The following is a 25,965-nucleotide window of genomic DNA, read 5'->3' as shown; positions in this document are numbered from 1 at the left end:
TTCAACAGCCGAAGCAGAAACTACCAAATCTGCGTGCGTCTGGATCAGGCCTCAACGGGAGGATCGCGCTGGCTGCATCAGGCACTTAACGTCGGGGAGAAGCTGACGATTTCCGCGCCACGTAATCATTTTCCGCTACCGGATGCGCCTCGTACCCTGTTGTTCGCCGCCGGCATCGGCCTCACGCCCCTGCTGGTGATGGCGGAGGCGCTCGCCCTTAAGCAAGCGAATTTCCAGTTGCATATCTACCTCAAGCGTCATGATGAGCTGGCCTTTAATGATCGGTTGGCACAGCTTGGCGATCACGTGATCATCCATTACAGCAGTGAAAGCGACAGTTTACGGCACCAAATCCCGCATGACCTGAAGAGACCTGAACACAGCGCACTGGTGGCCTGTGGCCCGGCAGGTTTCATGGATCACCTTCAGCAGCTGGCGCTGCAATACGGTTGGCAGCCAGAGCAATTGCACAGTGAGCGTTTTAAATCCGAGAGCACTCAGACCACCACGGGTGACAGCTTTGAGGTCGAAATCGCCTCTTCGGGCGCACGCTTCACTGTCGGCAAAACACAGAGCATCGCTGAGGTGCTGGAAGCCGCGGGCATCGAGATTGAGCTGTCATGTGAACAAGGAATGTGCGGTGCGTGCATAACGGGTGTGGTCTCTGGCGCACTCGATCACCGTGATGAAGTGTTGAGCCAGAAAGAGCGCGCCGCCAATGATTGCATCGTGCTGTGCTGCTCACGTGCGCACTCCCCCCTTTTGGTGCTCGATCTATGAATCGCTATCCAGGCGCTACCGGGGCGCGCTTACCTCGTTGGTTATTGCCAGACAACTGGCCAATGAGCGGCAACCAGCCGCAACTGGCGACCCTCCATTTTCATGCTGACGGGCTGCAATTCGAGCCAGATATACAACCTCATGCGGATTATCTGCCGCTCAAGGGCGCGTTAGTGCTGCCCGCACTTATCGAACCGCATGCGCATCTGGATAAAACTTTCACCATCCAGCGCAGTCCCGCCCAACAGCCGGGGCTGCTGGCGGCGATTGCCGCTATGCATCAGGACCGGGTGCACTGGAACCAGGAAGATCTTCATCAACGAGCCAGCCAGGCTTTGCAGTGGGCGGCAGAAAGTGGCGTTGGCTTGCTGCGCACCCATGTTGACTGGTTCACAACGGATGCGCCGCTGGCGTGGCAGGTGATCGCTGATTTGTACCATCCGCTGTGTCGCATCGAACGCGTGGCGCTGGCACCGTTGAGCTTCTTCGCTCATGCGGAGGATGCCCAACATATCGCGGCTCAGGTGGCGGTGAGTGGTCCGGGTGCGCTACTCGGTGGGTTTATTCATACCAGCAACTGGGATGCTCAAGCCTTTACCCATCTGATGCAGGCGGCAGAACAGTGGCAACTGGATATCGATCTGCACATTGACGAAGAACTTAATGCGGATGCGCAAGGCATGCGCTGGCTGGCGAACTATCTGCAACACCACACTTTCAGTGGGCGCATCACCTGTAGCCACAGCTGCGCATTATCACAACAGGAGGATGCGCTCCAGATCCTCGATCTGCTGGCACAGCAGCGCGTCACGCTGATCGCCCTGCCGCTGACCAATTTGCTGTTGCAGGATGCAGTGCCGGGCCGCACACCACGCCAGCGCGGATTAACGCTGGTGAAAGAGGCGCAAGCGCGCGGTATTCCGCTGCTACTTGGCGCTGATAACGTCCAGGACGCCTTCTGCCCATTCGGCAGCTACGACCCGCTCGACACCCTGTTTAGCGGTCTTATCAGCCTCCAGTTGGACGCTGCTTTTGATGAGGCCTCGCAGCTTATCTGCCAGGCCGACGCTTTTTATCACAACGATTTAGTGATCTTTCCGCATGCCGATACTGCAAGCTGGCCGCTGCGCCAACGCCAGCGCTATCGGCTTAAACAGGGCGTGCGTTATGGAGACGATACAAATGACGCTTGATGCAGGAGCGGGCAAACCGCTGGCGAAATATGCGGCGTGGCGACGCGTCGGCGACTTTATTTTTCTCTCCGGCATCATCCCGGTGAACCCGCAAACCGCCACCATCGTGCGCGGTTACGGCGATATCCCGGAAGCCGCGCAGCTGTTGTTAGGGCGCACCGGTGAATTTTCCACGGACATTAAAGAAGGCCCGATTCTGGCGCAGAGCTGGTATGTGCTGGAGAGCATCCGCACCACCATTGAAAGCGCAGGCGGGCAGATGAGTGATGTGTTCAAACTGGTGCAGTACTTCCGCAATCTGGACCATTTCCCCCATTACAGCCGGGTGCGTAAGCAGTTCTTCCCCGACGAACCGCCGGTCTCCACCGTGGTTCAGGTCAGTGAAATGCTGCCGAGTCCGGATGTGTTAATCGAAGTTGAAGCCACGGCGTGGTTGCCGCAATAACACGAGGAAACAGTATGTTGCATGGTTATATTCCGGCAAACCGCTTTTTGCCGTATCTGAGCTGGACGGACATTGCCACGCTGGACGATAAAGCCAACACGGTGATCGTACTGCCGACAGGCGCGATTGAGCAGCACGGTCCGCATCTGCCGTGTGCAGTAGACAGCGTGATCGCCTCCGGTGTAGTCGGTCATGCCTTGGCACGCTTACCGGCAGAGATCCCGGCGTACGCCATTCCGCCCATCACCTATGGCAAATCCGATGAGCACTTGCACTTTCCCGGCACGCTGACGCTGACCGGTGAAACCTTGCTGCACACCATTCTGGAAATTGGCGAATCGCTGTACCGCGCCGGATTCCGTAAATTCCTGATGGTGAACGGTCACGGCGGGCAACCGCAGCCGTTGCAGATGGCCGCGCGTGAATTGCGTCTGCGCCACGGTGACATGATCATCATCATGCAGGACACCTTCAAAGTGCCGAACTGCGCTGAAAGCTTTATGGACGACAAAGAGCGTCAAATGGCGATGCATGCCGGTCATGCTGAAACCGCGCTGATGATGGCCTTGGCTCCGGATACCGTGCAGATGAGCAAAGCGGTGGCGAACTATCCCCCGGAATTCCCTTGCCCAACGCTCTCCACCAACAAACCGATGGCGGCATGGGCCTCCTATGATTTTGGCCCGAGCGGCATAATTGGTGATCCACTGCCCTCTACGCCGGAACAGGGCGCGGCGATCCTCGATTCGCTGGCAGAAAGCTGGGCGCAGGTCATCACAGAAGTGCATCAAATGAGCTGGGTAACCCGCGCTGAACCCGCATGGGGCACCGGCCACTGGCAGGGCAAAGTGTTAGACCACAACGACGCAGCATCACTATTACAACCGCGCTAAACGGGGATTAACAATGAATAAAAATTGAGCATGGTTGCCGCACTTTCGCTGGCACTGTCGGCCCAGAGTATGGCGGCTGAGCCCTTCACCTTCATGACGAACTGGTATGCCCAGGCAGAGCATGGTGGCTTCTACCAGGCGTTGGCGCAAAATCTGTATAAAGATGCAGGGCTGGACGTCACCATCAAAATGGGGGGCCCACAGGTGCATACCATGCAGTTGATGGCAGCCGGCCAAGCGGACTGTATCATCAGCGACAACATGCAGGCGCTGGAATCCTGGCAGCAAGGTGTCGAAGCCGTGCCCGTTGCCACCACTTTCCAGCATTCAGCGATTGCGTTTCTCACCCATCCTGACGTGAAGGACAAAGCCGACTTGCAGGGTAAAACCTTCCTGCTGGCGGCGGAAGCCTACACCTCCTACTGGCCGTGGGCGCAGAGTGCATTGAACCTGAAAAACGCGCGCGTCCGTCCCTACACCTTCAGTATCCAGCCGTTCCTCGCAGACAAAACGCTGGTACAGCAGGGCTACATCACCTCTGAGCCCTTTGCGGTGCAAAAAGCCAATGCACAAGCCAACGTGTATCCAATCAGCGACTGGGGCTACCCGCCTTATGGCAACAGCATCGTTTGCATGAAATCGACCATCGAAAAGCGTCCGCAAGCGGTCGCCGCCTTTGTTAAAGCCTCAATGCAGGGCTGGAAAAACTATCTGCAGGACCCAAGCGCCGGTAACGTTCTGATCAAGAAAGAGAACCCGCAGATGAGCGATGAGCAGATTGCTTTTGGTATCGCTCAGATGAAGAAATACCAGATGCTGACCGGCGGTGATGCGCAAACGGCGGGTATCGGGATTATCACCGAGCCGCGCCTGAAACAGACCTGGCAACTGCTGGTGGATAACAAACTGATCGATCCCGCCAAAGTGCCGTTTGAAGGCAGTTATACGCTGCAGTTCATTAAAGACGTCAAGGTCATGCCATGAACACCGCCAGCAAACTCACGCTGATGAACCACGATGGACAACCGGTGCCGCTGCCTGCGGCACCACCAGCGATTGAGGTGTTATCAGCAGAGAAAATTTATCCCAATGGCACACGGGCATTGCTGCCTGTGGATCTCACCATCCGACAGGGCGAGTTTGTTTCCCTGCTGGGACCGTCAGGGTGCGGCAAAAGTACTCTGCTGAAAATGATTGCCGGATTGATTGAGCCGACCGATGGCAAATTGATGCTGTTCCGTCGCGATCGTCGTGAGAATCAGCGCGATCTGCCGCTCTCCTTCGTGTTTCAGGAAGCCACGCTGATGCCGTGGAACAACGTGCACAAAAACGTCAGATTGCCGTTGGATTTGGCTGGCGTGCCTCGTGCCGAAGCCGATACGCGGGTGAGTGAAATTCTGGAACTGGTTGGCCTCGGCCAGTTTGGTCACGTATTACCGCGTGAACTCTCAGGTGGCATGCAGATGCGTGTCTCAATTGCCCGTGGTTTGGTGACGCGCCCCAAAGTGCTGCTCATGGATGAGCCTTTTGGCGCGCTGGATGAGATTACCCGCAACAAACTGGACAGCGATCTGCTCGATTTGTGGCAGGAGCAAAAACTCACGGTGGTGTTCGTGACGCACTCGATACAGGAAGCCGTGTTTCTGTCACAACGGGTGATCATGATGGCGGCGCGTCCCGGGCGGGTAGTGGACGATATCCGCATTGAAACCAGTATGCCGCGAGATGACGAATTCCGCGTCAGTCAACCGTTCACCCAGTATGCACAACAGTTGCAGCGCGGCTTATTCGCTGCCAGCCAGGAGAGCAAATAATGAAACCGCTCGCCGCCAGTCTCAAATTCCAGCAGTGGTTATTTCCGGCCATTGTCGCCGTAGCGATGCTGCTGCTGTGGCAGTTCCTCGTTACCGCGTTTAAGGTCCCTGCGTTCCTGGTTCCTTCACCGGTCGTCGTCGCGCAAAGCCTGGTACAGAACTTCCCTGCGTTATTTATGTCGTTGCTCTACACCTTGAAAATCACCGTGATCTCGTTTGTGCTGGCGATCATCATCGGCTCCATCATTGCGTTTTTGCTGGTACAAAACCGTTTTATTGAGACCGCATTATTTCCCTATATTGTGTTTCTGCAAGTCACGCCGATTGTGGCCATCGCACCGCTGATTATTATCTGGGTGAAAGACACCACGATGTCGCTGGTGGTGTGTGCCACGCTGATGGCGGTATTCCCGATCATCTCCAACACTACACAGGGTCTACGGAGTGTTTCGCCAGGTTTACTGAGTTACTTCAAATTAAACCATGCATCACGCCTGCAAATTCTGTTACGTCTGCGCGTCCCCTCCGCTTTGCCCTATTTCTTTGGCGCGCTGCGCATCTCCAGCGGCTTGTCGCTGATTGGTGCGGTGGTCGCAGAATTCGTGGCGGGAACCGGTGGCACCGATACCGGCCTGGCCTACCAGATTTTACAAGCGGGCTATCAGCTGAATATTCCGCTGATGTTTGCAGCGCTGCTGCTGATCTCCCTGGCGGGTTTCCTGCTGTTTGCCTTGATGTCATGGCTAACACGCCGCGTGCTGGCGGCATGGCATGAGAGCGAACTGAGCCCGAGTTAATTCATCCCAGCGGGCGGCATGAAGGCCGCCCCACACGCCCAATAGTGATAGGAACTCAACATGTCTAATATCGATCGCCAGTCTGCACTGGCGGCGCTGGTCGCGGCGTTGCCTGAACTCGACTGGATCAAAGAGGCGCCAAAGGTCAAACGCCTGTCGCGTGATTTTCACTGGTTCAGCCCGGTGCTGAAACCGCAACTTGAAGAGAAGTTTGCCGAGTTGGCAGTGCGTCCGCGTGACGAAAATGAACTCAGCGCCGTGGTGGCTGCCTGCGCGAAAGCACGCATCCCGCTTAACCTGCGCGGCGGCGGTACGGGAAATTACGGTCAGCTGATTCCACTGGATGGCGGGGTGATGGTTGATATGACGCGTTTAAATGCCGTCACTGCGATGGGTACCGGGACAGTGCGTGCGCAAGCTGGCATTCGACTGGGCGATCTCGAAGCACACACCCGGCCGTATGGCTGGGAACTGCGCTGCATGCCATCCACCTGGAAACTCGCCACGTTGGGTGGCCTGTTTGGTGGTGGTTTTGGCGGCGTGGGGTCGATTAATTACGGCCCGCTGGCTGCACCCGGTAACGTGTTATCCGTGCGGATGATGACCATGGAAGAGACGCCGCGCATCATCACGTTGCAAGCACCGGATGCGTTGCTGCTGCATCATGCTTATGGCAGTAACGGCATCGTGCTGGAAATTGAGCTGGCGCTGGCCCCGCGTCACGACTGGATTGAACGCCTGGATACCTTTAGCAATTTCGCCTCCGCGATGGCGTTCGCCGATGCCCTCGCCCGTTCGCCAGGATTGATAAAACGCCAAATCGCGGTATTTGCCGCACCGGTACTGGATTACTTCAGTGATTTAGCCGACGCTCAGGTAGCCGGTCAACATGGGGTGATATCGGTGGTCGGTCGCGAAAGCGATGCACTCCTGCCAAGCCTGTTAACGCATCACGCAGGGCGCAGTGCGCTGCGCTACGCTGAAGGGGAAAATAGCGGTCATTCATTAATTGAATATTGCTGGAACCACACCACCCTGCAGGCACTTAAGATCGACAAAACTCTGACTTATCTGCAAACCGCCTATGCCGCAGATAATTACCACCAGCAGGTGATGGATATGGAGTCACAACTCTCCGATGAGGTGATGTCACATATAGAGTTCTTACGTGATATGAACGGTACCCTCACCTGTAGTGGCCTGCCATTGGTGCGTTACAGCACTGAAGAGCGGTTAAATGCCATTATGGATATTTACCGTAGCCATGGCGTCAAAATCAATAACCCCCACGTCATCCATATTGAAGATGGTAAGCAAGGGATGGTGCGTGCCGATGTGGTGGCGATGAAACGCGCCTGCGATCCACACAATTTATTAAACCCTGGCAAATTGCGCGGCTGGGAAGTGCGTGAAACGTTACCGGAAGTGCATATTTCGGGCGTCAATTAGTTTTCTATTTGTTATTTACGGCAAGGCCGACCACTGGGTGATTATCTCACACAGATGGCCGCGCTTTGCTTTATTCAGACAGGTCTATCTATTTAGGGATCATGCAATGAGAGCACTAAAAAGTGTGGGTTTGATTGCGCTGTTTTTCCCCTTCGCGCCTGCGGTACTGGCAGCGACACAGAGCAATATTAGCAACTGCCAGTACGATGCCAGTGGCGTGAATAGCTTCACCGATATTTTCACCTGCGGCACCGTGAGCGGCAGTTTACGTACGCTGTATTACTCCACGCACAACGCCTATTTCTCAAAAGGTTTTAACCAGGATACCGCCAGCTATGGTGGCAGCGTGAAATATGAAACCGCGCCGGTATATGGATTCCGTGCGGGCGTCAGCGCCATCTTTTTACGCGGCATTGATCATCCTGATGAAGCGCATACCATCAGTGATATTGGTGACAATCAAACCAATGTTGGTGAGGCCTATTTAAGCTGGCAGCAAGATGATTTCAAAATCACTGCGGGCGATCAACGTATCAATATTCCTTTTGTCGGTGACTACGACTGGCGTATTACGCCCATTCTGTTCCGTGGCGTCGATGCCAATTACGGCGACAGCACCAATTATCTACATGCAACCAAAGTGTGGCGTTATAAGCCTTGGGGCGATGACCAGTTCCTGGATACCACGGCGTATACCGATATCGATGAACGCACCAACGGCATGTGGGCGATAGGCGGCGGACGCGGCACACAGTGGGATAATAAAAAGCTCACTGGACAACTGTGGTATCAGGAATACGCTGACTATTCCCGCGTCGTCTACGGCGAAAGCCATTTGCAGTGGCAGGACACACTGTTCCAGCCGGATGTGGCAGTGCAGTTTATTCGCGGCACCAGCTTAGGCAAGGCGCTGGCCGGAGAGGTAAACAGCACCTCCTACGGTGCGCAACTGGCACTGACCTTCACACCCGCTCTGAGCTGGAAGCTTGGCTATGATCACATCGCCGCCAGCCCTAACAGCTGGGGCAATGGTTCACTGGTGGTGCCGTATGCGCACAACAGTTCATCCGGCCCCTATTTCGCGCAGCCGTTCTTCACCAGCACGCAAGATTTGGGCAGCGGCAATGCCTATATGACCAACCTCAATTACGTGCTGAATGAAAACCTGTCGTTGGGTACGCAATATTCGTTTATGGATCTGAAACCCTCGGCACAGTCGGCGAGCATTAATCAGTCGGAATACCTGGTGTACTTTACCTGGGCGTTCAGCGGTGTGTTGAAAGGCCTGAGCCTGACCGATTTCGCTGGGGTGCAGACATCACCGTTGTATGACTCTCACTTCTGGCAGAACCGTTTGAGTTTGCAGTACGATTTTTAAATCTGCGGACAACGGAGCCAGCAGATACCCTTTGCTGGCTCTTTTTTTAAAATGGATCGGTAGCGCTTAAATATTCTATTGATTGCTCCTTACCATTTATCCATATTTTGACAAAGCGTCGCGTACGCCATTTTCCTGGTTCATACTCAACGGATTTTTCAAATACTGGTCCACGCAGCAGTAGCTGTTTATTATCGTTATAACCAAAACCTACCTGAGCATTGCCGATCCAGTGTTGTTCAAAAGCCACGACCGGGGCGGCATCAAATTTTTGACCATCCGCATCAGAACACACAGTAAAACCTTTACGAAAAATAAAACACAGGCCTGACTGGTATCGATCCTTGCCGTTGGTCTCCACTTGCGCCGTGGCAAAACCGGTGTAAGGATTCAGTTTCACATACAGTTTAGTATGAGTGGCTCCACCTTCAATATGCACCTTGGCAACGGGGCAAGAACCCTCACCATACCAGCTACCGATAGTGTTCGCATTGTTACGACATTGAAGATAGATGTTCGCACAGCCTTCAGGAGAGCGGTAACTGTAATCAGTCTGAGTTTCACTTTGTGATAAAATTTGCGAAGTTCCCACAACACACACATGAATTTGTGTACCTTCGTCAGAAAAATTAAAATCCCCGATATAAAACCACTTAGCTTTATCCGTTCGGTTATCCATATGGTGTTGCGAGGTGATGTAATCGTAATTGAGGGAACCTTGAATAACCGCCCCCCAATCTGATATTTCCATTACCCCTCGGTCGCCCTCAGAAATCAGCGTCCAAGGCTCAATGCCTTCGGTGCTATAGTCAAAACCGGCGCTTTGGTTATGAATACTTTTCTGGATGATTAACGCTCGGCAATAACCTAATTTGAGTGGATTGGCAGTCGATTCGATGGCTAGTCCTTCAATCACCCACTGGCCATTAGTGAGATCCCCTGCATAATCTGAGTGCTCTATCCAGCCATTGTTAATAAACGATTGTGTACAGCGCGGTAAATCGAGCACGGGTTTGCTGGTGCCGCCCTGTAAATTAAAGTTGGAGAGTTCTATCGCTGTGCAATGATCCCATGCACCCTGTACCTGATCGGACCAACGTGCGTATACAATGCTGTCCTGGCAACCTCGTGAATAAAACTGATCGATTTTACAATCCAGCGTATCAATCAGATCCAGTGCACGCCCGCCCAGATAGCGAAACTCCATACTGCTCACGCGCAAAAACTGACCGCCGGTGATGATATTGGCGTAAAAGCCCACTTGGTTGAAGGCAGTGCCACCATCACCACCACTGTTAGAACTCATGCCTTTAACCACAAAACCCGAAATCTCTGCGTAACGCGCTTTCACCTTGAAGAAGTGCAATCCTCGCGGCGTGGTGTTCCAATTGAACACCAGCGTGGTGGTAGGGAAATAACCAAAGTTAACCAATGCACCTGCGACTTTAAAACGGTTAACCTCGGTTGCGGAGATATCAAAGGTAGACATGCTAAACACCCCGGCAGTAAAGCGTATGCCTGCTGATGGCAGCACCCGCTGCGACCAGGTAAACATGCGTTTTACGGCATCCACACAATCGGTTTTACCATCCGCGACAGCCCCAAAATCCACTACCGTGACCGAGTTGTAGTCGAGGATGACGCGCTTCCAGCGTTTATTGTTGGGGCCAATAATCACTAAGCCACCGTCATCCACGCTAGTGGTATCTTTGGCGTCATAAACGAACACCCCACCGCCCATTTTGGTGCCTTTGGTATATTCCAGCACGGTAGCCAACTCCCCTCCGGTGGAAGGCTCGGTAGTTTTTAATGTGGCGATGTCGCTGACTTGAATAACCGGTGCGGTTGTCGCTGCAATGGTATTTTGCGATGTCGAAGCCATGGTGTACCCCTTAAATGTTAAGAGAAAATAACTGCACCCATGGAGTATAAGTAGCTGATAGTTAATGTGTTGATGTGTACCAGGTTAACTGGAGGAGAAAAAATCAGCATGGGAATGGTGGCGGGACAAGACAATGATTGCACAATAAAAGCGCAGCGGCAGTTTGATATTTTACAGATAAATCGCAGTGAAATTATGGCTAATGGCGGCTCGATAATCATCTTTGCGCCGGGCTATTAGCATGAGAAGTCTTGAGCCGCTTATTGATTCATTCACTCATCAATAAGCGGCGATAAAGCGAATCGCGCACCCGCAATCTGATGGCTGGCACTGACTGTCAGAACGTGGCGTTTACCCCGAGGTTCCAGGTGACCTGGTGATAATCATTGTTACTGGCAACGGTGGAAACGCCTGCGAATGCGTTAACCGTGTCGCCCAACGGCACATTGGCCCCCACCGCCAGATCCAGCCAGTTTTTATCCCCTTCTGCTATCGCACGCGAGAATGATGTCTGGGTGGATTTCAGTCCGGCACGCACAGTGGATTCGGTATCACCAAACTGGTGGTTGTAGGTCACCTGCGCCCAGGGATTCACTACCCACTGCTGGCTATCGATACGCCAGCCAACCGCACCAATCTGTGAGTGCAGCGTTTGGTCGGAGAATCGCATAGAAGTACTGCTGTTGCCCTTTTCGCTGTAACCGCCCACACGACCATAATCCAGTGCATAGCTGGCAACCGGTCCGGTGGTGATATACGTGCCTAATGGCAGATCCCAACCGGTTTGCACCCGCATCCCCAGCAGTTTACCACTGCTGTTGCCCTGCTCCTCGCGCGTGGCTGGGCCAATGGTGATCTTGCGCTCAATGCTGTCAAAATCGAGATCGGCATAGTGCAAATCGGCATTGACCCAACCCTGATCGAATACCGTTAACTGACTATAAAGCGCGACCAGATTACCGCGCAGCTTGTAATCGTATTTAGACGACGGATTCATCCGTTGATTGCTGTTGGAAAACAGCAGGCCGGTTTGCCAGTTATCGGTCAGCTGATAGCCAATCCCTAATGTCAGATTAGTGGTGTTTGCATCTCCGTCTCGCCAGCTATCACCTTGATAATCAACATGTTGCCCGGCGTAGCCGCCGAATACGGTGAACTGTCCGCTGCTGGCGGGATTGCGACGTTGCTGTTGCAGATGACCATCCAGTGTATTGTGCATATCACGCGCCATCATCAACGTAGACTGCGACAGCGCCGCAACCTGTGCCGGGGCGTCAAGAATCGACTGGATATAGTCGGCCAGCATCGCATGCACTGCCGGGCTGGGATGCAGTCGGTCGGCAAACAGATAATTTTGCGCAGTGCTGAAACCGGCATCGGATGACTGACACGCATCCGCTGAAGTGCCCACCGGACATTCGATACCGATAGTATTACTCAAACCGTACTGAACGGGATTGGCAATGACCTCATTGAACAATCCGGCAATATCGACGCGCACAATATTGCCTTTCAACGCGGCCAGTTGCGCCTCTTCCTGCTGGTTATAGCCGTCGGATAACGCCGTTACCTGGGTACTCAGCGCCTGCCACGCGCTATACAACTGCTGCGCCAACGCGTCACGCACTGCTGGAATCGTAGAGACTTGGCCCGCCGCCACGTTAAACGCATCTTTGACCGCCTGTTCACGTGCTGCTGCATCCGGGGTCGCCGCACTGTCCAGTGACTGAAAAGCTGCCACGGTGGCAGCGTTCCCCAAGGTGCTTAACACCAACTGAACCATATAGGGCGTCAAGCCCAGTTGCGGGACGTTTGGCACAATTACCGCCCCCGCACCCGCATTCAGCAAGGTTTCCACCTGCGCGGCTGCCGACACGGCACTGTTGCTGATGGTTTCAGTTGCGGTCAGCGGATTGGTTACAGCAGCTGCAATGTCATTGGCACCGACCCAGTGAATATACAAACCATTACTGTCCGCTCGCCCGCCGGTGGATTGCAGATAGGCGGCGAGTTGATCCTGGGTGTTGAGTTGAGGGTCAAGTTCAGGCACCGCGACCGCGCCACCTTGTGCATAGTTACTGCCGCCCAGCTTCGACGCCTGCAGATTTTCACCCAAATGTGCCGCGAGGATTTCATCATACAGGGGATGTTGTGACCCATCGGCGGTGAAGCGGCCGATGTTGCCACTATCACTCAGGCTGTCGCCAAAGACGGTTAGACTATCCCAGGCATGTGACGCGGGGCTGGCAATCAGTGCCACGGCCACAGCGGCAGCCGATAACGCGTATCTACGGTTTTTCATCATCAACTCCATGATGGATCAGAAGCTAACCCCTGATCGCTTAAGAGTGGCCGTGCGCATTGTTCCGCAGCAACGCACGCCCGCAAGGTCGCATCAACGATGCAAAATTAGAATAAAGAGGCATGCCTTCAGAGTCGGGAACCCCACTCAAATTGATGGCATGCAGCAAACAAGGACGTTTAAGGTGTAGTTATAAGGAAGAGGTAAAACCAGTGGCAGGAGACAAAAATCGCAGCCAAATACGCTTAATTTGACTTAGGTAACATATCCTCGTTGTTTACGGCGCGGTCCCAAACCTGTTGAAGATTAACGAGTGTATGACGAAGTAAAGCGTGTTTCGTGGCGCCCGGAGCCCAGAGTGATACCAGCGTGATATTCAGTCCTTGATGGCCGACCTCGGTGTTCAGCTCCTGAACCTGTTGCCATGTGTGCGCCTGAAAATGTGTGGGTAAAAAACCCCAACCTTCCCCCTGCTCCATCATGTTCTGCAGCATACTGCGTTCGTTAATGAACAGTGACAGTCCCGAAATTTGCAGGCGCTGGGTAATTTGCTCATCAGCATGCGCGTGCATCACCAGTTGCGGCTCAAGCGCCAAATTGAGCAGGGTTAAAGGTTCAGTGTGATCGGCAAACAAGCTTTTTGCTGCGTAGAAGTTCAATGCAATAGATCCTAGAGCCCGCCACTCCAGCTGGTTGCCCAGCGTACGATTCACTGCCTGACAAATCGCCAAATCGGCCTTACCCGATTTGAGCGCCTCCTCCGCTTCAGCCCGCGAGGCACACCAAAGACTCAACCGTACCTGTGCTGCACGGCTTTCGCTAATCAGTGCATGTAGAAATGCCCGAGGAACAAAGGGATCGTATACCAGTGTGATTTGCTGAGTACGTGGTTCAGGCAAGGTACGAGCGAATGCTTCGAAGGCATGGGCCTGACGCACTAACAGATGCGCCTGGCGATGCAGTTGTTCGCCCTTTGGCGTCAGTGACAATTTGCGTCCTTCACGCACGAACAATGTATAACCCAGCGCATCTTCAAGATAATCAAGCAAATCCCGCACTGTGGTTCGGTCTTTCCCCAACTTTTCAGCGGCACGCGATACCGTGCCGAACTCCGCGACTGCAGCGAAGGCTTCAATCTGTGAAAAAGAGTAATTCAGCGCATTCATGAGCAATCCGTCACTGTTTTTAGGGGGGAAATTCCCCCATGCGGTGATTTTAACCTGAGCCCGCAGATTTCTATACTCGCCGCACCAACAACTCCATTATTAAGGCATTTTTATGAAACCACGCAACGTGTTCAACCCCCTATTGCTCTCTGTTTCCCTGGCTGCTTGCAGCTATGCCACGGCCGCTGCCGACTGCGGTGGCGTGGTATTAAGCGTCTGCCCGACTCCTTTTGATCATCAACTGCCTTCCCCCCGCGAGATGCTTAACTGGAATCAAACAGATCGCGTCGTGGGCTTCCGCAATGACTATCGCAATTACGCTGGTGATGTCTTTCATCACGGGGCTTCAACCCCTCTCGCACCAGCCCCTAAAAAACTCATTGACGCCAGTTATCAGGTCAAAGGTAATCGCTATCATCTTGCTGATTACCTCACGCGTCAGAACGTTGCCGGGATGCTGGTGCTAAAGAATGGCAAAGTGGCTTACAAATATTTTGCCGCAGGGAACACAGATTCTACATTGTGGACGTCACGCTCAGTGGGCAAATCTGTGGTCTCCACCCTGGTGGGGATTGCCATCAAACAGGGAAAAATTCATTCGCTGGATGATAAGGTTACTCAATACGAACCCGAACTAAAGGGGACGGCATGGGATGGCGTGACCCTTAAGCAGTTGATACAACACACATCTGGCGTGGCGTGGAACGAAGATTATACCAACCCAAAATCTGACTTTGCACAACTCACCCAGTGCGAAGCCCATAGCGGGACCTACGCGTGCGTTCGCGATATCGTCACGCATTTAAAGCGTGCACATCCAGCAGGTGAACAGTGGTCTTATTCGTCTGGCGGCGCATGGTTACTGGGTGACGTACTGGAGCGCGCCACGGGCATGTCACTGGCAGCCTGGCTCCAACAGGCGTTGTGGCAACCTAACGGCATGGCCAGCGATGGCGTGTGGCATGCTTACCAGCAAGGAAAACACGATGTGGGCGCGCATGGTTTCAATGCCACGCTGGATGACTGGGGGCGTTTCGGGGAATTTATCCTGCGCGATGGTCGCCTGCCAAATGGCAAGCAGATCCTACCTGAACACTGGGTCAGGGATGCAGCTCACTGGACGCAGGCACAACACTCTGTCAGTGCCGCCCATCCTGAAGGCATTTACGGCTATCAGTGGTGGAACAATGCGATACCTGCGAATGCTCAGGATGTCGATCCAACCCCGGCACAGGGTTTAAAAAACTCACTCTGGGCATTGGGTATCTATGGTCAGGTCATCATGGTCAATCGCGCCGAGAATCTGGTGATCGTTCAGTGGTCAACCTGGCCACAAGCGGAGCCTTCATTTAGCGCGCAACCTCTGGAAGCCGCCTTGATGTACAGCGCGATAGCGCAGCAATTGCGTTAAGTACGTTTTACCCGCGTCCTGCGGCGCGGGTCTTTAATCACGGCCTAACTCAAAATCCTGACGTCCGTTTTGTGATCCACATTGTAGTACAATCGATATTTTTAGTACTACAATGATCTTCGTTATATTCTTTTCACTTGATATTGCACAGTCCCACACCAGTATTAAATGACACGATTAAAATAATAATAACATTCCCTGAATTCCTCCCTGCTTTGCGGGTAGGTTTTCTGCTGCCAAAAAAATTGAAGTCAATATTGAGGTTGATAATATGAGCAGTGATCTGTACAGCTCCACGCTGAAACAACTGAATAGCAAGATTATTCCATTTATCGTTATTTGCTATTTCGTTGCCAATCTCGATAAAACCAATATCTCTATTGCTGCCCTACAAATGAACGCGGACTTAGGACTTTCAACCAGCATGTATGGGCTGGGTGTTGGGATGTTTTATATTTCTTACATACTTTTTGAGATCCCCAGTAATGTGATTATGACCAAAGTGGGCGCACGTCGATGGATTGCGCGAATCATGATCACTTGGGGAATTGTCGGTGTTGGCATGGCGTTTGTTAATAGCGCTAACCAACTGTATGTTATGCGATTTTTACTCGGCATGGCGGAGGCAGGATTTGCACCCGGCATTATCTATTATATTTCGTGCTGGTTTCCCAAAAGCAATCGAGCACGTGCCATGTCATTTTTTTATATGGGGTCGGTAGCTGCCTCTATCATTGGTCTGCCGATATCGGGCGCGATTCTAAATATGCATGGATTAGCAGATATTGCCGGTTGGCGTTGGCTCTTTGCGCTGGAAGGTATTCCGGCGATCATTCTTGGATGTGTCGTACTGTTTCGCCTCCCCGATTCGCCAGAACACGCGCCATGGTTGAATTCAACTCAAAAGTCATGGTTACGTCAGCGTCTTGAACAAGATAATGATGGCGTTGAGATCGGTAAAAACCATTCATGGCTTAATGCATTAAAAGACAGAACCGTACTGTTGCTTAGCCTGGTGTGGTTCCTGCAGGCGTTTGGTTCGATTGGCATCACCCTTTTTATGCCACTGATTATTAAAAGCATGGCAGTAGATCAGAGTAATTTCGTTATCGGTTTACTCTCCGCCGTGCCTTTTATCATGGCTTGTCTCTTCATGTATTTTAACGGCCGTCATTCAGACAAAACGCTAGAGCGCAGCTGGCATTTGGGGCTGCCACTTATCTTCTCGGGACTGGCGCTTACAGCGGCCATCTATTCTTCAAATTTATGGCTCTCCTATGTGCTGTTGGTACTCACTGTCGGCTTCAATTTTGCCCTGACGCCGATCTTTTGGGCAGTGACCACAGAGAAGCTGGCAGGGGTGGCCGCCGCGGCATCAATCGCTTTCATCAATACGGTGGCCAATTTTGTTGGGTTAGGCTTGCCCCCAGTGTTGGGAAAACTCAAAGATATGAGCCATAGTTACCATTCCGGTTTACTGATTGTCGCACTGGCACTGATTTTGGGAGGAATTCTTGGCATTATTGCCTCGCGTCCACCTAAAGATCGGTTGAAAAATCTGGCTTATCTTGGGTCAGGCAAGTGATCGCCTTTTTAATGTATTTCAATTAAATCTTCTAGAATACGTGCCGATAATTAAGTAGATTTTACCAAAGCGAACCCTGTGTCGGTTCGCTTATCACAACATCAGGCAAACATAACTCAATAACCCCTGCCTGCGTTCGCGCAGAGAAACACCGTCGTCAGATGAAGTGTTCGGCTTAGGGAAATTCAGCGGCGCGGCGTAGGCTGCACGCATTATGTTCAACGACATAATCTCGCCTGAGGTCACACATGTTTGGGGTGAAGAAATCCAGCCTTTCTCTGCCATTTTATAAAAGTGGCGATTTCATCAAGGATATCAATGCGATAAAGCAGCATGTGGCATGGATTGAGTTTTCGCCTGCTGGCGAAATTCTCAGCGCCAATCAGCAATTTCTTGACGTCACCGGCTACACACTGCATGAAATTCAGGGGCAGCATCACCGTATTTTCTGTAGTCCCGCTTATGCCCAATCCTCGGACTATTACGCTTTCTGGCAAACGCTGGCATCCGGCGAGTCAGTAACCGGCATTTTTGAACGCTACAATAAACAGCGGCAGCGCTTCTACTTAAGCGCCACCTATTTCCCGGTCAGTGATGACAAGGGCAAAGTGTACAAGGTGATTAAAGTTGCCTCCGACATCACCTCGCGTCATCAGGAACTGGAACAAAAGGAAGCGGTGATAACCGCGCTTGACCGCTCAATGGCGGTGATTGAATTTACCCCCGACGGGCATATCCTCACGGCTAACGCCAACTTTCTGACGCATATGGGTTATGAGCTGAAGTCGATAGTTGGTCAGCATCATCGCCTGTTCTGTTTTGATAATTTTTACCGTGAAAACCCTGATTTCTGGCGCAAAATCGGCAAAGGACAGCACTTTGTTGGACGCTTTGAACGCAAAACAGCGGGCGGTGAACGTATTTGGTTAGAGGCGAGTTATAACCCGGTACTGGATGCCGATGGCAAAGTATATAAAGTCATTAAAATCGCCTCCGATATTACTGCGCGTGTTGAAGCAGCCAAACGCGTAGCCGATATTGCGCTCACGACTTCCGGACAAACATCCCAAATCACTGATAACGCTAACGAGGTGCTGGAAGAGACCATCCGCAACTCCGGGTTGGTAGCCGTGCAGGTCAATGCCGCGACAGAAATTGGTATTCAGCTTAATGAATCAGCCAAAAGCATCAATGAAGTGGTTGAGACCATTAACTTGATTGCTTCGCAAACCAATATTCTGGCGCTGAATGCCGCCATTGAAGCCGCACGCGCGGGTGAAGCAGGACGTGGTTTTAGCGTGGTGGCTGATGAAGTCCGTCGTCTGGCGGCATCGACCTCCAGCGCCACAAAGAAAATTACCCAAGTCGTGGAGCACAATGCCCGATTGATTCAGCAAATGGATCAACAGCTGGAGGAAGTGAAGCAGTTCGTGGTCACCGAGCAGGACAAAATCAGCGTGCTGTCACGCAGCCTGCGCGAGATCAACAGCGGCGTACATGAATTTGTGAACGTGATTCATCGTTTGGATGTTTAGCAATAAAGTGTATAGGCCAACCGTTGAACGTAGGGGCGAGCTTTGGCGTACCCGCTGCGAGTTTGTGCGGCCTTAAGGCCAATGCTTGTCAGCAAAGAACTCAGGCTGCTTATTGATAAAGTGGCCTGTCTTTTCTGAGCGGGCTCTGCCGCCACTACTGCCCCCTCTGGGCCGTCCTCGCGCCGCTAAAGCGGTACCTTCGACTTTCACGTCGTGCCGGACGGACCGTTCGCGGATGACCATCCATGGTCGGCCGCGAACTGCCCCACGCCTCCCCGCGTGGGGCTACTGGCCCAACGTAAAAGTCTCAGCGCTGCGGATAACCCTGAGGGGGCAGCAGAGGCGTCATGGCCTCAGACAACGTGCCCTTTTTGACAACCCGCACTGAAGCCAATGAGCTGGCTGGGGCCGCACCGGGGCTGGCATTCCGCAGCGCTGAGCTGAGCGAGTATGCCAGGAGAGCCCGCAGGACGCGGGCGAAAGGTGGCGCTGGAACATGGATGTTCCATCGGCACCGCTCCGTTAAGGCAGATGAGTGAAGTGAAGGTACCGCGTAGCGGCGCGAGGACCGCCAGCCCCGGTGCGACTCCAGACGGCGTAATCGTCAGTCGCCTACCTGACAATCATTAGGCCTAAAGACCGCCCCTACAGTGCATAAATTGCGGGTAAAACTGAGTTAAATGCGAACCGCGATGCTTTATTACATCTCACATCATCTGCGGTTCGCGAATCGCGTTGCCTTTGGCAAAGCGTGACAGACTGTACGGTGTGGCATCAGTGAACAGCGGTTGGTTGTTTACCATCTGCGCACACAGCAGACCGGCACCGGGGCCAATACCGAAACCGTGACCGCTGAATCCTGACGCAATAAACAGCCCCGGCACATTCTCCATCTCATCGATAACCGGTACTAAATCGGGTGTGGTATCGATCCAGCCACCCCAGGCATGATCGATTTTGATGCCGTTCAATTCGGGATAGAGCTGAACCAGGGTCTGCATCGCTTCCTGTAAAATGCCGTTGTCCGGCGCCGGATCCAGCACGCGAATCTTCTCGAACGGTGAAATACCCTGGTTAGACCAGGAACCCGCCGCTTCTGGGCCATTAAAGAAGGAACCGTTTATCCGCACCTTGAGTTTTTTGGCGATTTTACTGCGATACATTGGATAGAACTTGGTGGCATAGCGAATGTTTTGTGGTGCCAGATCGATCTGTCCACGTCCGGACAGCGCGACGGTGTAGCTGCCGTCCTGGCGGCGGCGAATGCATAAACTGCCGGTGCTCAGGCACCCCTTGATCACCTCCGGCGCAGCAGTGGTTTTAAACGCCGTCCCGAGAATATTGGCGCTGGGCATCTCAATGCCGTACTGCTTGCAGAAGCGTGAACTCCAGGCCCCGCCGCAGCAAATCACCCGATTCGCTTTGACTAAGCCATGCTCGGTCCAGACGCCCGTTACGCGCCCGCCGCTGATATCCAAACCCCGTACCGCGCAATTTTGATGTACCGAAGCCCCCAAATTTTTTGCCCCGGTGGCAATCGCTGGCGCGGCCATGGAAGGTTCCGCTTTGCCATCGCTGGGCGACCACACGCCGCCGACCCAGGCGGCATTATCACCAATGCGATCCCGCGCTTCTTTTGCCGTCATCAAATGACTGACGAAACCTATTTGTTGCGCCTGTTTGCCCCATGCTTCCCAGCGCGCCAAATCGCTTTCACTCAAGGTGCCGTAAGTAATGCCCTGGCGGCTGAAACCCAAATCAAGACCGATTTCACTGCTTAACGCATCCCAGCGCTGCAGGCTGCGTATTGCCATCGGCAATTCATACAGATCGCGGTTTTGCTGACGTACCCAGCCCCAGTTTCGCCCGGACTGTTCTCCGCCGATCACGCCCTTCTCAAACAGGGCGACCGAAACACCCTGCTTTGCCAGTTCATAGCTGACGGAGGTGCCAATGATACCGCCGCCAATGACGATGACATCCACGGCGGTGGGGAACCTTTCACTGTCGGCTACTGCATTAACCTTGATACGCATGCTGTTTAATCCTGCCATTTATAAATGGTGTTCAGAGGGGATGTGCATAATCCACAACACTCTGGCGTCGTTGGCGGTATGGTTAAAAATGTTGTGAGGCAAGTGGCTTTGGAATTGAAAGCTGTCACCCGGCGTGAGGAGTGCGGTATCCCCGTCAATCTCCAGCGTCAACTCGCCTTCCATCACCAGACCCGCTTTCTCCCCCTTTCCCATCAGCATCTCATCGGAACGAACACCCGACGGTATGTTGATGAACATAAACTGCAAATCATGATCGCCTGACGGAGAGAGCATCTCTTTCGATATCCCGCGCTTGCCCACATTAAAGTGCGGGCGCTCCACGGCGCGACGAACATAGTGCTCAGCGCCGCGCAGTGTCGACTCGCTCTCTTCAAGAAAAGCCGTCAGGGGCACCTTCAGTACCAGCCGTAATTGCTCAAGAACGCGCACAGTTGGATTGGTCAGATTGCGTTCAATCTGGCTAATCGCACCCGAGGAGACATTAGCGAGCAGCGCCAGTTCTGTAATGGTCATATTGCGCGCCTTACGGATGCGTTTCAGGCGCGATCCAATATCCGCTTCCTGCGCTCCGGCTACTTCATCGCTGATTCGTTCTTTTTTCATTCCCTGTCACCCATCACGCGCTTTTGTCTTGCGGAACAGATTACGGCATACCCCATTTGGTTTTAATGGTCTGCAACGTGCCGTCATCTTTCATGCTGGTCAGCGCGCTATTAATCTGCGCCATTAAGGCATCGTTGCCTTTTTTTACACCAAAGGCCATCGGGGAGACATGCTCCGGCACATATCCGTCCACCACATGCATGCCTTTCAACCCGCCCGCTTTCTCCTGCGCCTTGAGGATCGGATAGTCATTCATTCCGGCGGCAATACGACCCAGCGAGAGATCCCGTGTCATATCGGCTGGGCTGTCATACACCTTCACCTCTTTAGCGATACCACTGGCCATCAGGCTTTGGGTGTAGTCGGTTCCTGCCATCGTCCCCACCACTTCACCCTTCACATCCTGCCAGGAGTGATAAGCTTTTTTATTGTCATCACGCACCACCAACCCGGCGCCAAAGGCCGTCACTGGTTGAGAGAAAGTGATGCGTTTCGCCCGCTCTTCAGTTGGCGTCATTCCGGCCACAATCATGTCGATTTTCCCGGCAATCACCGATTGAATCAGGGTTGAAAACGGTATCGCCGTATAGTTGATATCCAGATGCTCACGCTTCGCCACTTCTGCCGCCACATCCGGCATAAAGCCCTCAATTTTACCGGTCTGCGTATTCAGAAACGTGGTTGGGGCACTGGAAGGGGGCGACCCCGCCGTCAATGCTGCCGCACTGGCATGAGCACAGAATACAGCCGCAAGGCTGAGAATCATTAACCGGGTACGATTAGCCGACATATCTCACTCCTGTATGCAATGAAAGGGATGGCGTTCTTTTTCACTATAATGAAAATATGCATCATGCTGTCAACGTTTTATTTGATGAAAAGGCTTTACCTCACAGATTATTGATAAAGCCTTTGATTTCGCTGAATTTCAAATCTATAGCTTGTTCATATGGACATAATAAGTAAACGCTATCTCTCGAATGAGGGTATTCATTGACAGCAATCCGCTAACAACGATATTCATTATAATGAAATCACCACCCCATTTTGCCCGGTGATGCAACCACGCAGGAGAAGATGATGGACTGGAACAGTATCCACGTTTATCTGCCCTTTTTATTGAAAGGGGCTGAAATGACGATTTACATCACCCTTTTGTCGCTGATTATCAGTACTCCTTTGGGCTTACTTTTTGCTGCAGCAAAAATGTGTCCGTGGAAAATAATCTCCTGGCCCGTTGCCATCATTATTAATATCACTCGCGGTCTACCGATGATCGTGGTGCTGTTTTATATCTATTTTGTTTTTCCCGATATTGGTATCACCCTCACCTCTTTTCAGGCCAGTGTGATTGGCATTGCCTTCTGTTTTGCGACCTATATTGCTGAGATTTTCCGTTCAGGCATTGAATCGGTGGATCGTGGCCAACTTGAAGCCGCTCGCTCAATGGGAATGGGTTTCGGCAAAGCGATGCGCCGCGTGGTGTTGCCGCAGGCATTTCATGTTGCCTTGCCCCCCTTCAGCAACACCCTGGTGATGATGCTGAAAGATTCTGCGCTGGCCTCGACGATTGCGGTCACCGAAATGACCCGCCAGGGCCAACTGATTGCCGCCTCTACATTCGATAACACCACGGTGTATACGCTGGTCGCGCTTCTCTACTTAGTGCTGTGCATGCCGTTGCTGGCGCTGACTAAAAAGCTGGAAAAGCGCCAGATTAAAGGAGCTTGAGATGATCGAGATACGCGATGTACACAAAAAATTTGGTCATATCGAAGTCCTCAAAGGCGTGAGTTTTACCGTCAGTGAAGGTGAGGTGGTCTGTTTGATTGGGCCTTCAGGCTCCGGAAAATCCACCATTTTGCGCTGCATTAACGGCCTTGAGACTTATGAAGGTGGCGAGATCAACGTGCTGGGCCAGCGCGTGAATAACAAACACAAAAGCATCAATGATCTACGCCGTCAGATCGGCATGGTGTTTCAACGGTTCAATCTGTTCCCGCACCGCAGCGTATTAGAGAACGTGATGGAAGGGCCGATTCACGTTAACGGCGAGTCACGCAACGTTGCCGAGCAACGCGCCAAAGACTTGCTGGCAATGGTCGGACTGGCCGAAAAAATTAACGCCTGGCCCACCCAACTCTCTGGCGGCCAACAGCAGCGCGTGGCGATTGCCCGGACGCTGGCACTGCAACCCAAAGCCATCCTGTTTGATGAGCCCACTTCAGCCCTCGACCCTGAGCTGGTCGGCGAAGTGCTGCAAGTGATGCGCAATCTGGCGCGCGAAGGGATGACAATGATTGTCGTCACTCATGAAATGCAATTCGCCCGTGAAGTGGCCGATCGCGTCTGTTTCCTGCACAGCGGACAGATTGTTGAGCAAGGTGCAGCCGAAAACGTCCTGTTGCGACCACAGGAAGCACGCACGCAAGATTTCCTGCGCCGCGTGCTCGGCAATACCACCGCACAGCCCTGCGCTTGCTGCCAAACCGCGTCGTAATCTGCGACGAAAGTTTCTGCTTAAGCCACGTGGATAACGATGCAAAAGTGTTATCCACGTGGCGATAAATGCATTTCTGTCTCAATCCCATTCTTTATTCTGAATTACGCAGTCACATCCTTTGAGGTCATCCTCTTCACTTAATGTCAGGGAACATAGCGTAATGAAAGTGCAGAAAATTGAACAAGCCGCCGCAATTAAAGAAATGGAACCCTGGGGCACAGTTGAAGGCTTACCGGGCAGCGGGACTATTCCTCTGTCTGGCATTCAAAAAGTGATTCCGGGCAAAGAAGATATCGATACCGGTATCTTCGAATGTGCGGTCGGCTCCTATCGTCGCTCGGTAAAACAGGCCGAAATCATGCATTTTCTCAACGGCAACGGCTCATTTACGCCAGATGGTGAGGCCACGCTCAATTTTAAACCCGGTGATTCATTCTTCTTCGAAGCCAACACCGAGGGAACATGGGTTATTGAGAGCACCATGCGTAAGCTGTATGTCATTTTTGACGCCAGCTAAGCCTAACCCTGCGTGTTTTTGACAACACGCACCAAACCTAATGAACAACCAGCGAACCCTGTTTGTTTCTAACAATGCGCACCAAGGCTGAAGAGCAGGCTGGGGCCGCACAGGGGCAGGCATTCCGCAGCGCTGAACGGAGAGAGTATGCCAGGAGAGCCAGCAGGACGCGGGCGAAAGGTGGCGCTGGAACATGGATGTTCCATCGGCACCGGTCCGTAAGGCAGACGAGTGCAGTGAAGGCACCGCGTAGCGGCGCGAGGACCGCCGGCCCCTGTGCGGCCCCAGACTGCGTACCCGCTGTACTGCCTACCCGCCATTGATAATGAGCCCCTTAAAATTCAGAGACCCCGTCCCTGTCCCACCACAGTGCAAATCCCCCTCCACTGCACCAGCAAAACTCAGATCGCCTACTTATCACCCATCAAAAAAACCCTTTAATTCAACAACAAAAATAAATGGCACACCGCTTGCTATGAGATTGGTAGAGATGTTGGACCAATTAAGGCAGGCGGCATGCATTCACCGATTGAGCTTCAACCGATTACCACGCCACGCAGCGACTCGCTGATCCTCGATGCGCTCACTCGCTATATGGCGCAATCTGGCGCACAACCAGGCAACCGCTTGCCACCAGAACGCGTGCTGGCTGAAAAGCTAGGGGTAAGCCGTAACACCGTGCGTGAGGCGCTCAAACGCTGGGAAGCGCTAGGCATCATCCTGCGCAAAAAAGGCAGCGGCACCTTTTTACAGGCGGAGGTCGGCATCAATGACAGCTTCCTGTCGCTGCGATTCAAAAATGACTCCGTCAACATGCTGCACGCGCTGGAAGTCCGGCGCATCATCGAATCCGAATCCTGCGTACTGGCAGCACAACGTGCCACGGCTGAAGACCTCAAAGAGATCGAACGGCGTCTGGACGAAATGGAACGCGTGCATCTGGCCATCGGGTCGGCAGGCATCCAGGACTGGGCCTTTCATACCAGCATCTACCGCGCGGCAGGCAACCCTCTCCTGCTGCAAATGCTCAACGGCGTCTATGACAGCATGCATGCGTTTTTCGAATCACCGCCGGAGCAGGCGCTATTCGCCGACTCCTTCCCCCTACACCGTGAACTATTCAATGCCATCAACCAGCGTGATGACGTCTCTGCGCGCGCCATTTGCCACCAAATTCTCGATATCACTGAACGCGACATGAAGGATGTAATCAATGCAAAGCGATAAGCCTGTCTCGCAACAAACGCTATTAACCCACGATACACGTCATGAAAAAGGTGCGGTCACACCGCCGATCTACCAGTCATCGCTGTTCACTTTTAGTGACTACGACAGCATGATTGCCCGCTTCCGTGGAGAGAGTGACCAGCCGCTCTACTCTCGCGTGGACAACCCCACCGTCAAAGCATTGCAGGACAAAGTGGCCGCATTAGAAGGCGGAGAAGCGTGCCTGGCCTTTGGCAGCGGCATGGCGGCCATCAGTAATGCCATCCTCAGCGTGCTGCAACCCGGCGCAAAAGTGGTATGCGTCAATCACGTCTACCCTGACACCTATCGCTTCCTGCGCGGCTTCTGCCAGCGGTTTGGTATCACCACAGAATTTGTCGACGGTGATGACGAAGCGGCAATACGCGCTGCGCTACCAGGAGCCAGCC

The 25,965-nt window shown here is 53.0% G+C and carries 24 protein-coding genes; 17 read left to right on the top strand and 7 right to left on the bottom strand.

What is annotated here, in order from left to right:
* From PSSD_RS19835 to PSSD_RS19795, 9 genes are all read left to right on the top strand, one after another.
* A partial coding sequence (locus tag PSSD_RS19835; RefSeq protein ID WP_058973430.1) for a PDR/VanB family oxidoreductase occupies positions 1 to 780 on the top strand: 780 nt, incomplete at its 5' end.
* Positions 777 to 1,973: an amidohydrolase family protein gene (locus PSSD_RS19830; protein ID WP_058973429.1), complete on the top strand. Its 1,197-nt coding sequence runs from the start codon at positions 777 to 779 to the stop codon at positions 1,971 to 1,973. The genes PSSD_RS19835 and PSSD_RS19830, both read left to right, overlap by 4 nt.
* Complete coding sequence (locus PSSD_RS19825; protein ID WP_039332882.1) at positions 1,963 to 2,418, top strand: RidA family protein; 456 nt, start codon at positions 1,963 to 1,965, stop codon at positions 2,416 to 2,418. The genes PSSD_RS19830 and PSSD_RS19825 overlap by 11 nt, the downstream gene beginning before the upstream one ends.
* A gap of 14 nt (positions 2,419 to 2,432) precedes the next feature.
* A complete protein-coding gene (locus tag PSSD_RS19820; RefSeq protein ID WP_058973428.1) occupies positions 2,433 to 3,311 on the top strand; it encodes a creatininase family protein in 879 nt (292 codons plus the stop codon).
* A 30-nt stretch (positions 3,312 to 3,341) separates the two neighbouring features.
* Positions 3,342 to 4,295, top strand: coding sequence for an ABC transporter substrate-binding protein (locus PSSD_RS19815; RefSeq protein WP_058973427.1), 954 nt, complete (start codon positions 3,342 to 3,344; stop codon positions 4,293 to 4,295).
* The gene (locus tag PSSD_RS19810; RefSeq protein ID WP_039332876.1) at positions 4,292 to 5,125 is read left to right on the top strand and encodes an ABC transporter ATP-binding protein; all 834 of its coding nucleotides are present in this window, start codon (positions 4,292 to 4,294) and stop codon (positions 5,123 to 5,125) included. The genes PSSD_RS19815 and PSSD_RS19810 overlap by 4 nt, the downstream gene beginning before the upstream one ends.
* A complete protein-coding gene (locus PSSD_RS19805; RefSeq protein ID WP_058973426.1) occupies positions 5,125 to 5,922 on the top strand; it encodes an ABC transporter permease in 798 nt (265 codons plus the stop codon). Before PSSD_RS19810 ends, PSSD_RS19805 begins: the two co-directional genes overlap by 1 nt.
* Positions 5,923 to 5,982: 60 nt before the next feature.
* Positions 5,983 to 7,371, top strand: a complete 1,389-nt coding sequence (locus PSSD_RS19800) for an FAD-binding oxidoreductase (protein ID WP_058973425.1) — start codon at positions 5,983 to 5,985, stop codon at positions 7,369 to 7,371.
* A gap of 106 nt (positions 7,372 to 7,477) precedes the next feature.
* Complete coding sequence (locus tag PSSD_RS19795; protein WP_082672336.1) at positions 7,478 to 8,749, top strand: TonB-dependent receptor; 1,272 nt, start codon at positions 7,478 to 7,480, stop codon at positions 8,747 to 8,749.
* 46 nt (positions 8,750 to 8,795) lie between these two features.
* Here the strand turns inward: PSSD_RS19795 and PSSD_RS19790 are convergent, their stop codons facing one another.
* From PSSD_RS19790 to PSSD_RS19780, 3 genes are all read right to left on the bottom strand, one after another.
* The gene (locus tag PSSD_RS19790) at positions 8,796 to 10,631 is read right to left on the bottom strand and encodes a putative phage tail protein (protein WP_058973423.1); all 1,836 of its coding nucleotides are present in this window, start codon (positions 10,629 to 10,631) and stop codon (positions 8,796 to 8,798) included.
* Positions 10,632 to 10,968: 337 nt separating this feature from the next.
* Positions 10,969 to 12,933, bottom strand: coding sequence for an autotransporter outer membrane beta-barrel domain-containing protein (locus PSSD_RS19785; RefSeq protein ID WP_058973422.1), 1,965 nt, complete (start codon positions 12,931 to 12,933; stop codon positions 10,969 to 10,971).
* Positions 12,934 to 13,178: 245 nt separating this feature from the next.
* Complete coding sequence (locus PSSD_RS19780) at positions 13,179 to 14,099, bottom strand: LysR family transcriptional regulator (protein WP_058973421.1); 921 nt, start codon at positions 14,097 to 14,099, stop codon at positions 13,179 to 13,181.
* A 112-nt stretch (positions 14,100 to 14,211) separates the two neighbouring features.
* Between PSSD_RS19780 and PSSD_RS19775 the strand changes: the two genes are divergently transcribed.
* Entirely contained in the window at positions 14,212 to 15,510 is a 1,299-nt protein-coding gene (locus PSSD_RS19775) for a serine hydrolase domain-containing protein (RefSeq protein WP_058973420.1), read from the top strand.
* 271 nt (positions 15,511 to 15,781) lie between these two features.
* Positions 15,782 to 17,095 carry an MFS transporter gene (locus tag PSSD_RS19770; RefSeq protein WP_058973419.1) on the top strand — a complete coding sequence of 438 codons (1,314 nt, stop codon included), beginning with the start codon at positions 15,782 to 15,784 and terminating at the stop codon, positions 17,093 to 17,095.
* 93 nt (positions 17,096 to 17,188) lie between these two features.
* Here PSSD_RS19770 and PSSD_RS28385 read toward each other — a convergent pair whose 3' ends face one another.
* A complete protein-coding gene (locus PSSD_RS28385; RefSeq protein WP_268810645.1) occupies positions 17,189 to 17,323 on the bottom strand; it encodes a hypothetical protein in 135 nt (44 codons plus the stop codon).
* 20 nt (positions 17,324 to 17,343) lie between these two features.
* Here PSSD_RS28385 and PSSD_RS19765 point away from each other — a divergent pair, with 20 nt between their 5' ends.
* On the top strand, positions 17,344 to 18,630 hold the full coding sequence (locus PSSD_RS19765; RefSeq protein ID WP_058973418.1) for a methyl-accepting chemotaxis protein: 1,287 nt from the start codon (positions 17,344 to 17,346) through the stop codon (positions 18,628 to 18,630).
* A 707-nt stretch (positions 18,631 to 19,337) separates the two neighbouring features.
* On the opposite strand, the gene PSSD_RS19755 is transcribed toward PSSD_RS19765, so the two are convergent.
* The 3 genes from PSSD_RS19755 to PSSD_RS19745 are packed head-to-tail and all read right to left on the bottom strand — an operon-like array spanning position 19,338 to position 22,080.
* Positions 19,338 to 20,666, bottom strand: coding sequence for an NAD(P)/FAD-dependent oxidoreductase (locus PSSD_RS19755; RefSeq protein WP_058973416.1), 1,329 nt, complete (start codon positions 20,664 to 20,666; stop codon positions 19,338 to 19,340).
* Positions 20,667 to 20,684: 18 nt separating this feature from the next.
* Positions 20,685 to 21,290 carry a cupin domain-containing protein gene (locus tag PSSD_RS19750; RefSeq protein ID WP_058973415.1) on the bottom strand — a complete coding sequence of 202 codons (606 nt, stop codon included), beginning with the start codon at positions 21,288 to 21,290 and terminating at the stop codon, positions 20,685 to 20,687.
* A 40-nt stretch (positions 21,291 to 21,330) separates the two neighbouring features.
* On the bottom strand, positions 21,331 to 22,080 hold the full coding sequence (locus PSSD_RS19745) for a substrate-binding periplasmic protein (RefSeq protein WP_058973414.1): 750 nt from the start codon (positions 22,078 to 22,080) through the stop codon (positions 21,331 to 21,333).
* Between the two features lie 290 nt (positions 22,081 to 22,370).
* On the opposite strand from PSSD_RS19745, the gene PSSD_RS19740 reads away from it, so the two are divergent.
* The 5 genes from PSSD_RS19740 to PSSD_RS19720 form a co-directional block, all read left to right on the top strand.
* Positions 22,371 to 23,021 carry an amino acid ABC transporter permease gene (locus tag PSSD_RS19740; protein WP_058973413.1) on the top strand — a complete coding sequence of 217 codons (651 nt, stop codon included), beginning with the start codon at positions 22,371 to 22,373 and terminating at the stop codon, positions 23,019 to 23,021.
* Between the two features lies 1 nt (position 23,022).
* A complete protein-coding gene (locus PSSD_RS19735) occupies positions 23,023 to 23,790 on the top strand; it encodes an amino acid ABC transporter ATP-binding protein (RefSeq protein WP_058973412.1) in 768 nt (255 codons plus the stop codon).
* A gap of 163 nt (positions 23,791 to 23,953) precedes the next feature.
* Entirely contained in the window at positions 23,954 to 24,310 is a 357-nt protein-coding gene (locus tag PSSD_RS19730) for a cupin domain-containing protein (RefSeq protein ID WP_058973411.1), read from the top strand.
* A 516-nt stretch (positions 24,311 to 24,826) separates the two neighbouring features.
* Positions 24,827 to 25,537 carry a FadR/GntR family transcriptional regulator gene (locus tag PSSD_RS19725; RefSeq protein WP_058973410.1) on the top strand — a complete coding sequence of 237 codons (711 nt, stop codon included), beginning with the start codon at positions 24,827 to 24,829 and terminating at the stop codon, positions 25,535 to 25,537.
* Positions 25,524 to 25,965, top strand: a 442-nt coding sequence (locus tag PSSD_RS19720) for a PLP-dependent transferase (RefSeq protein ID WP_201023838.1), incomplete at its 3' end; no start/stop codon positions are given. The genes PSSD_RS19725 and PSSD_RS19720, both read left to right, overlap by 14 nt.

It is taken from the genome of Type-D symbiont of Plautia stali (assembly GCF_001485335.1).
GTDB lineage: Bacteria > Pseudomonadota > Gammaproteobacteria > Enterobacterales > Enterobacteriaceae > Pantoea > Pantoea vagans_C.
The sequence above is the reverse complement of the archived record's forward strand: the minus strand, read 5'-3'. Positions and strand labels throughout refer to the sequence as shown.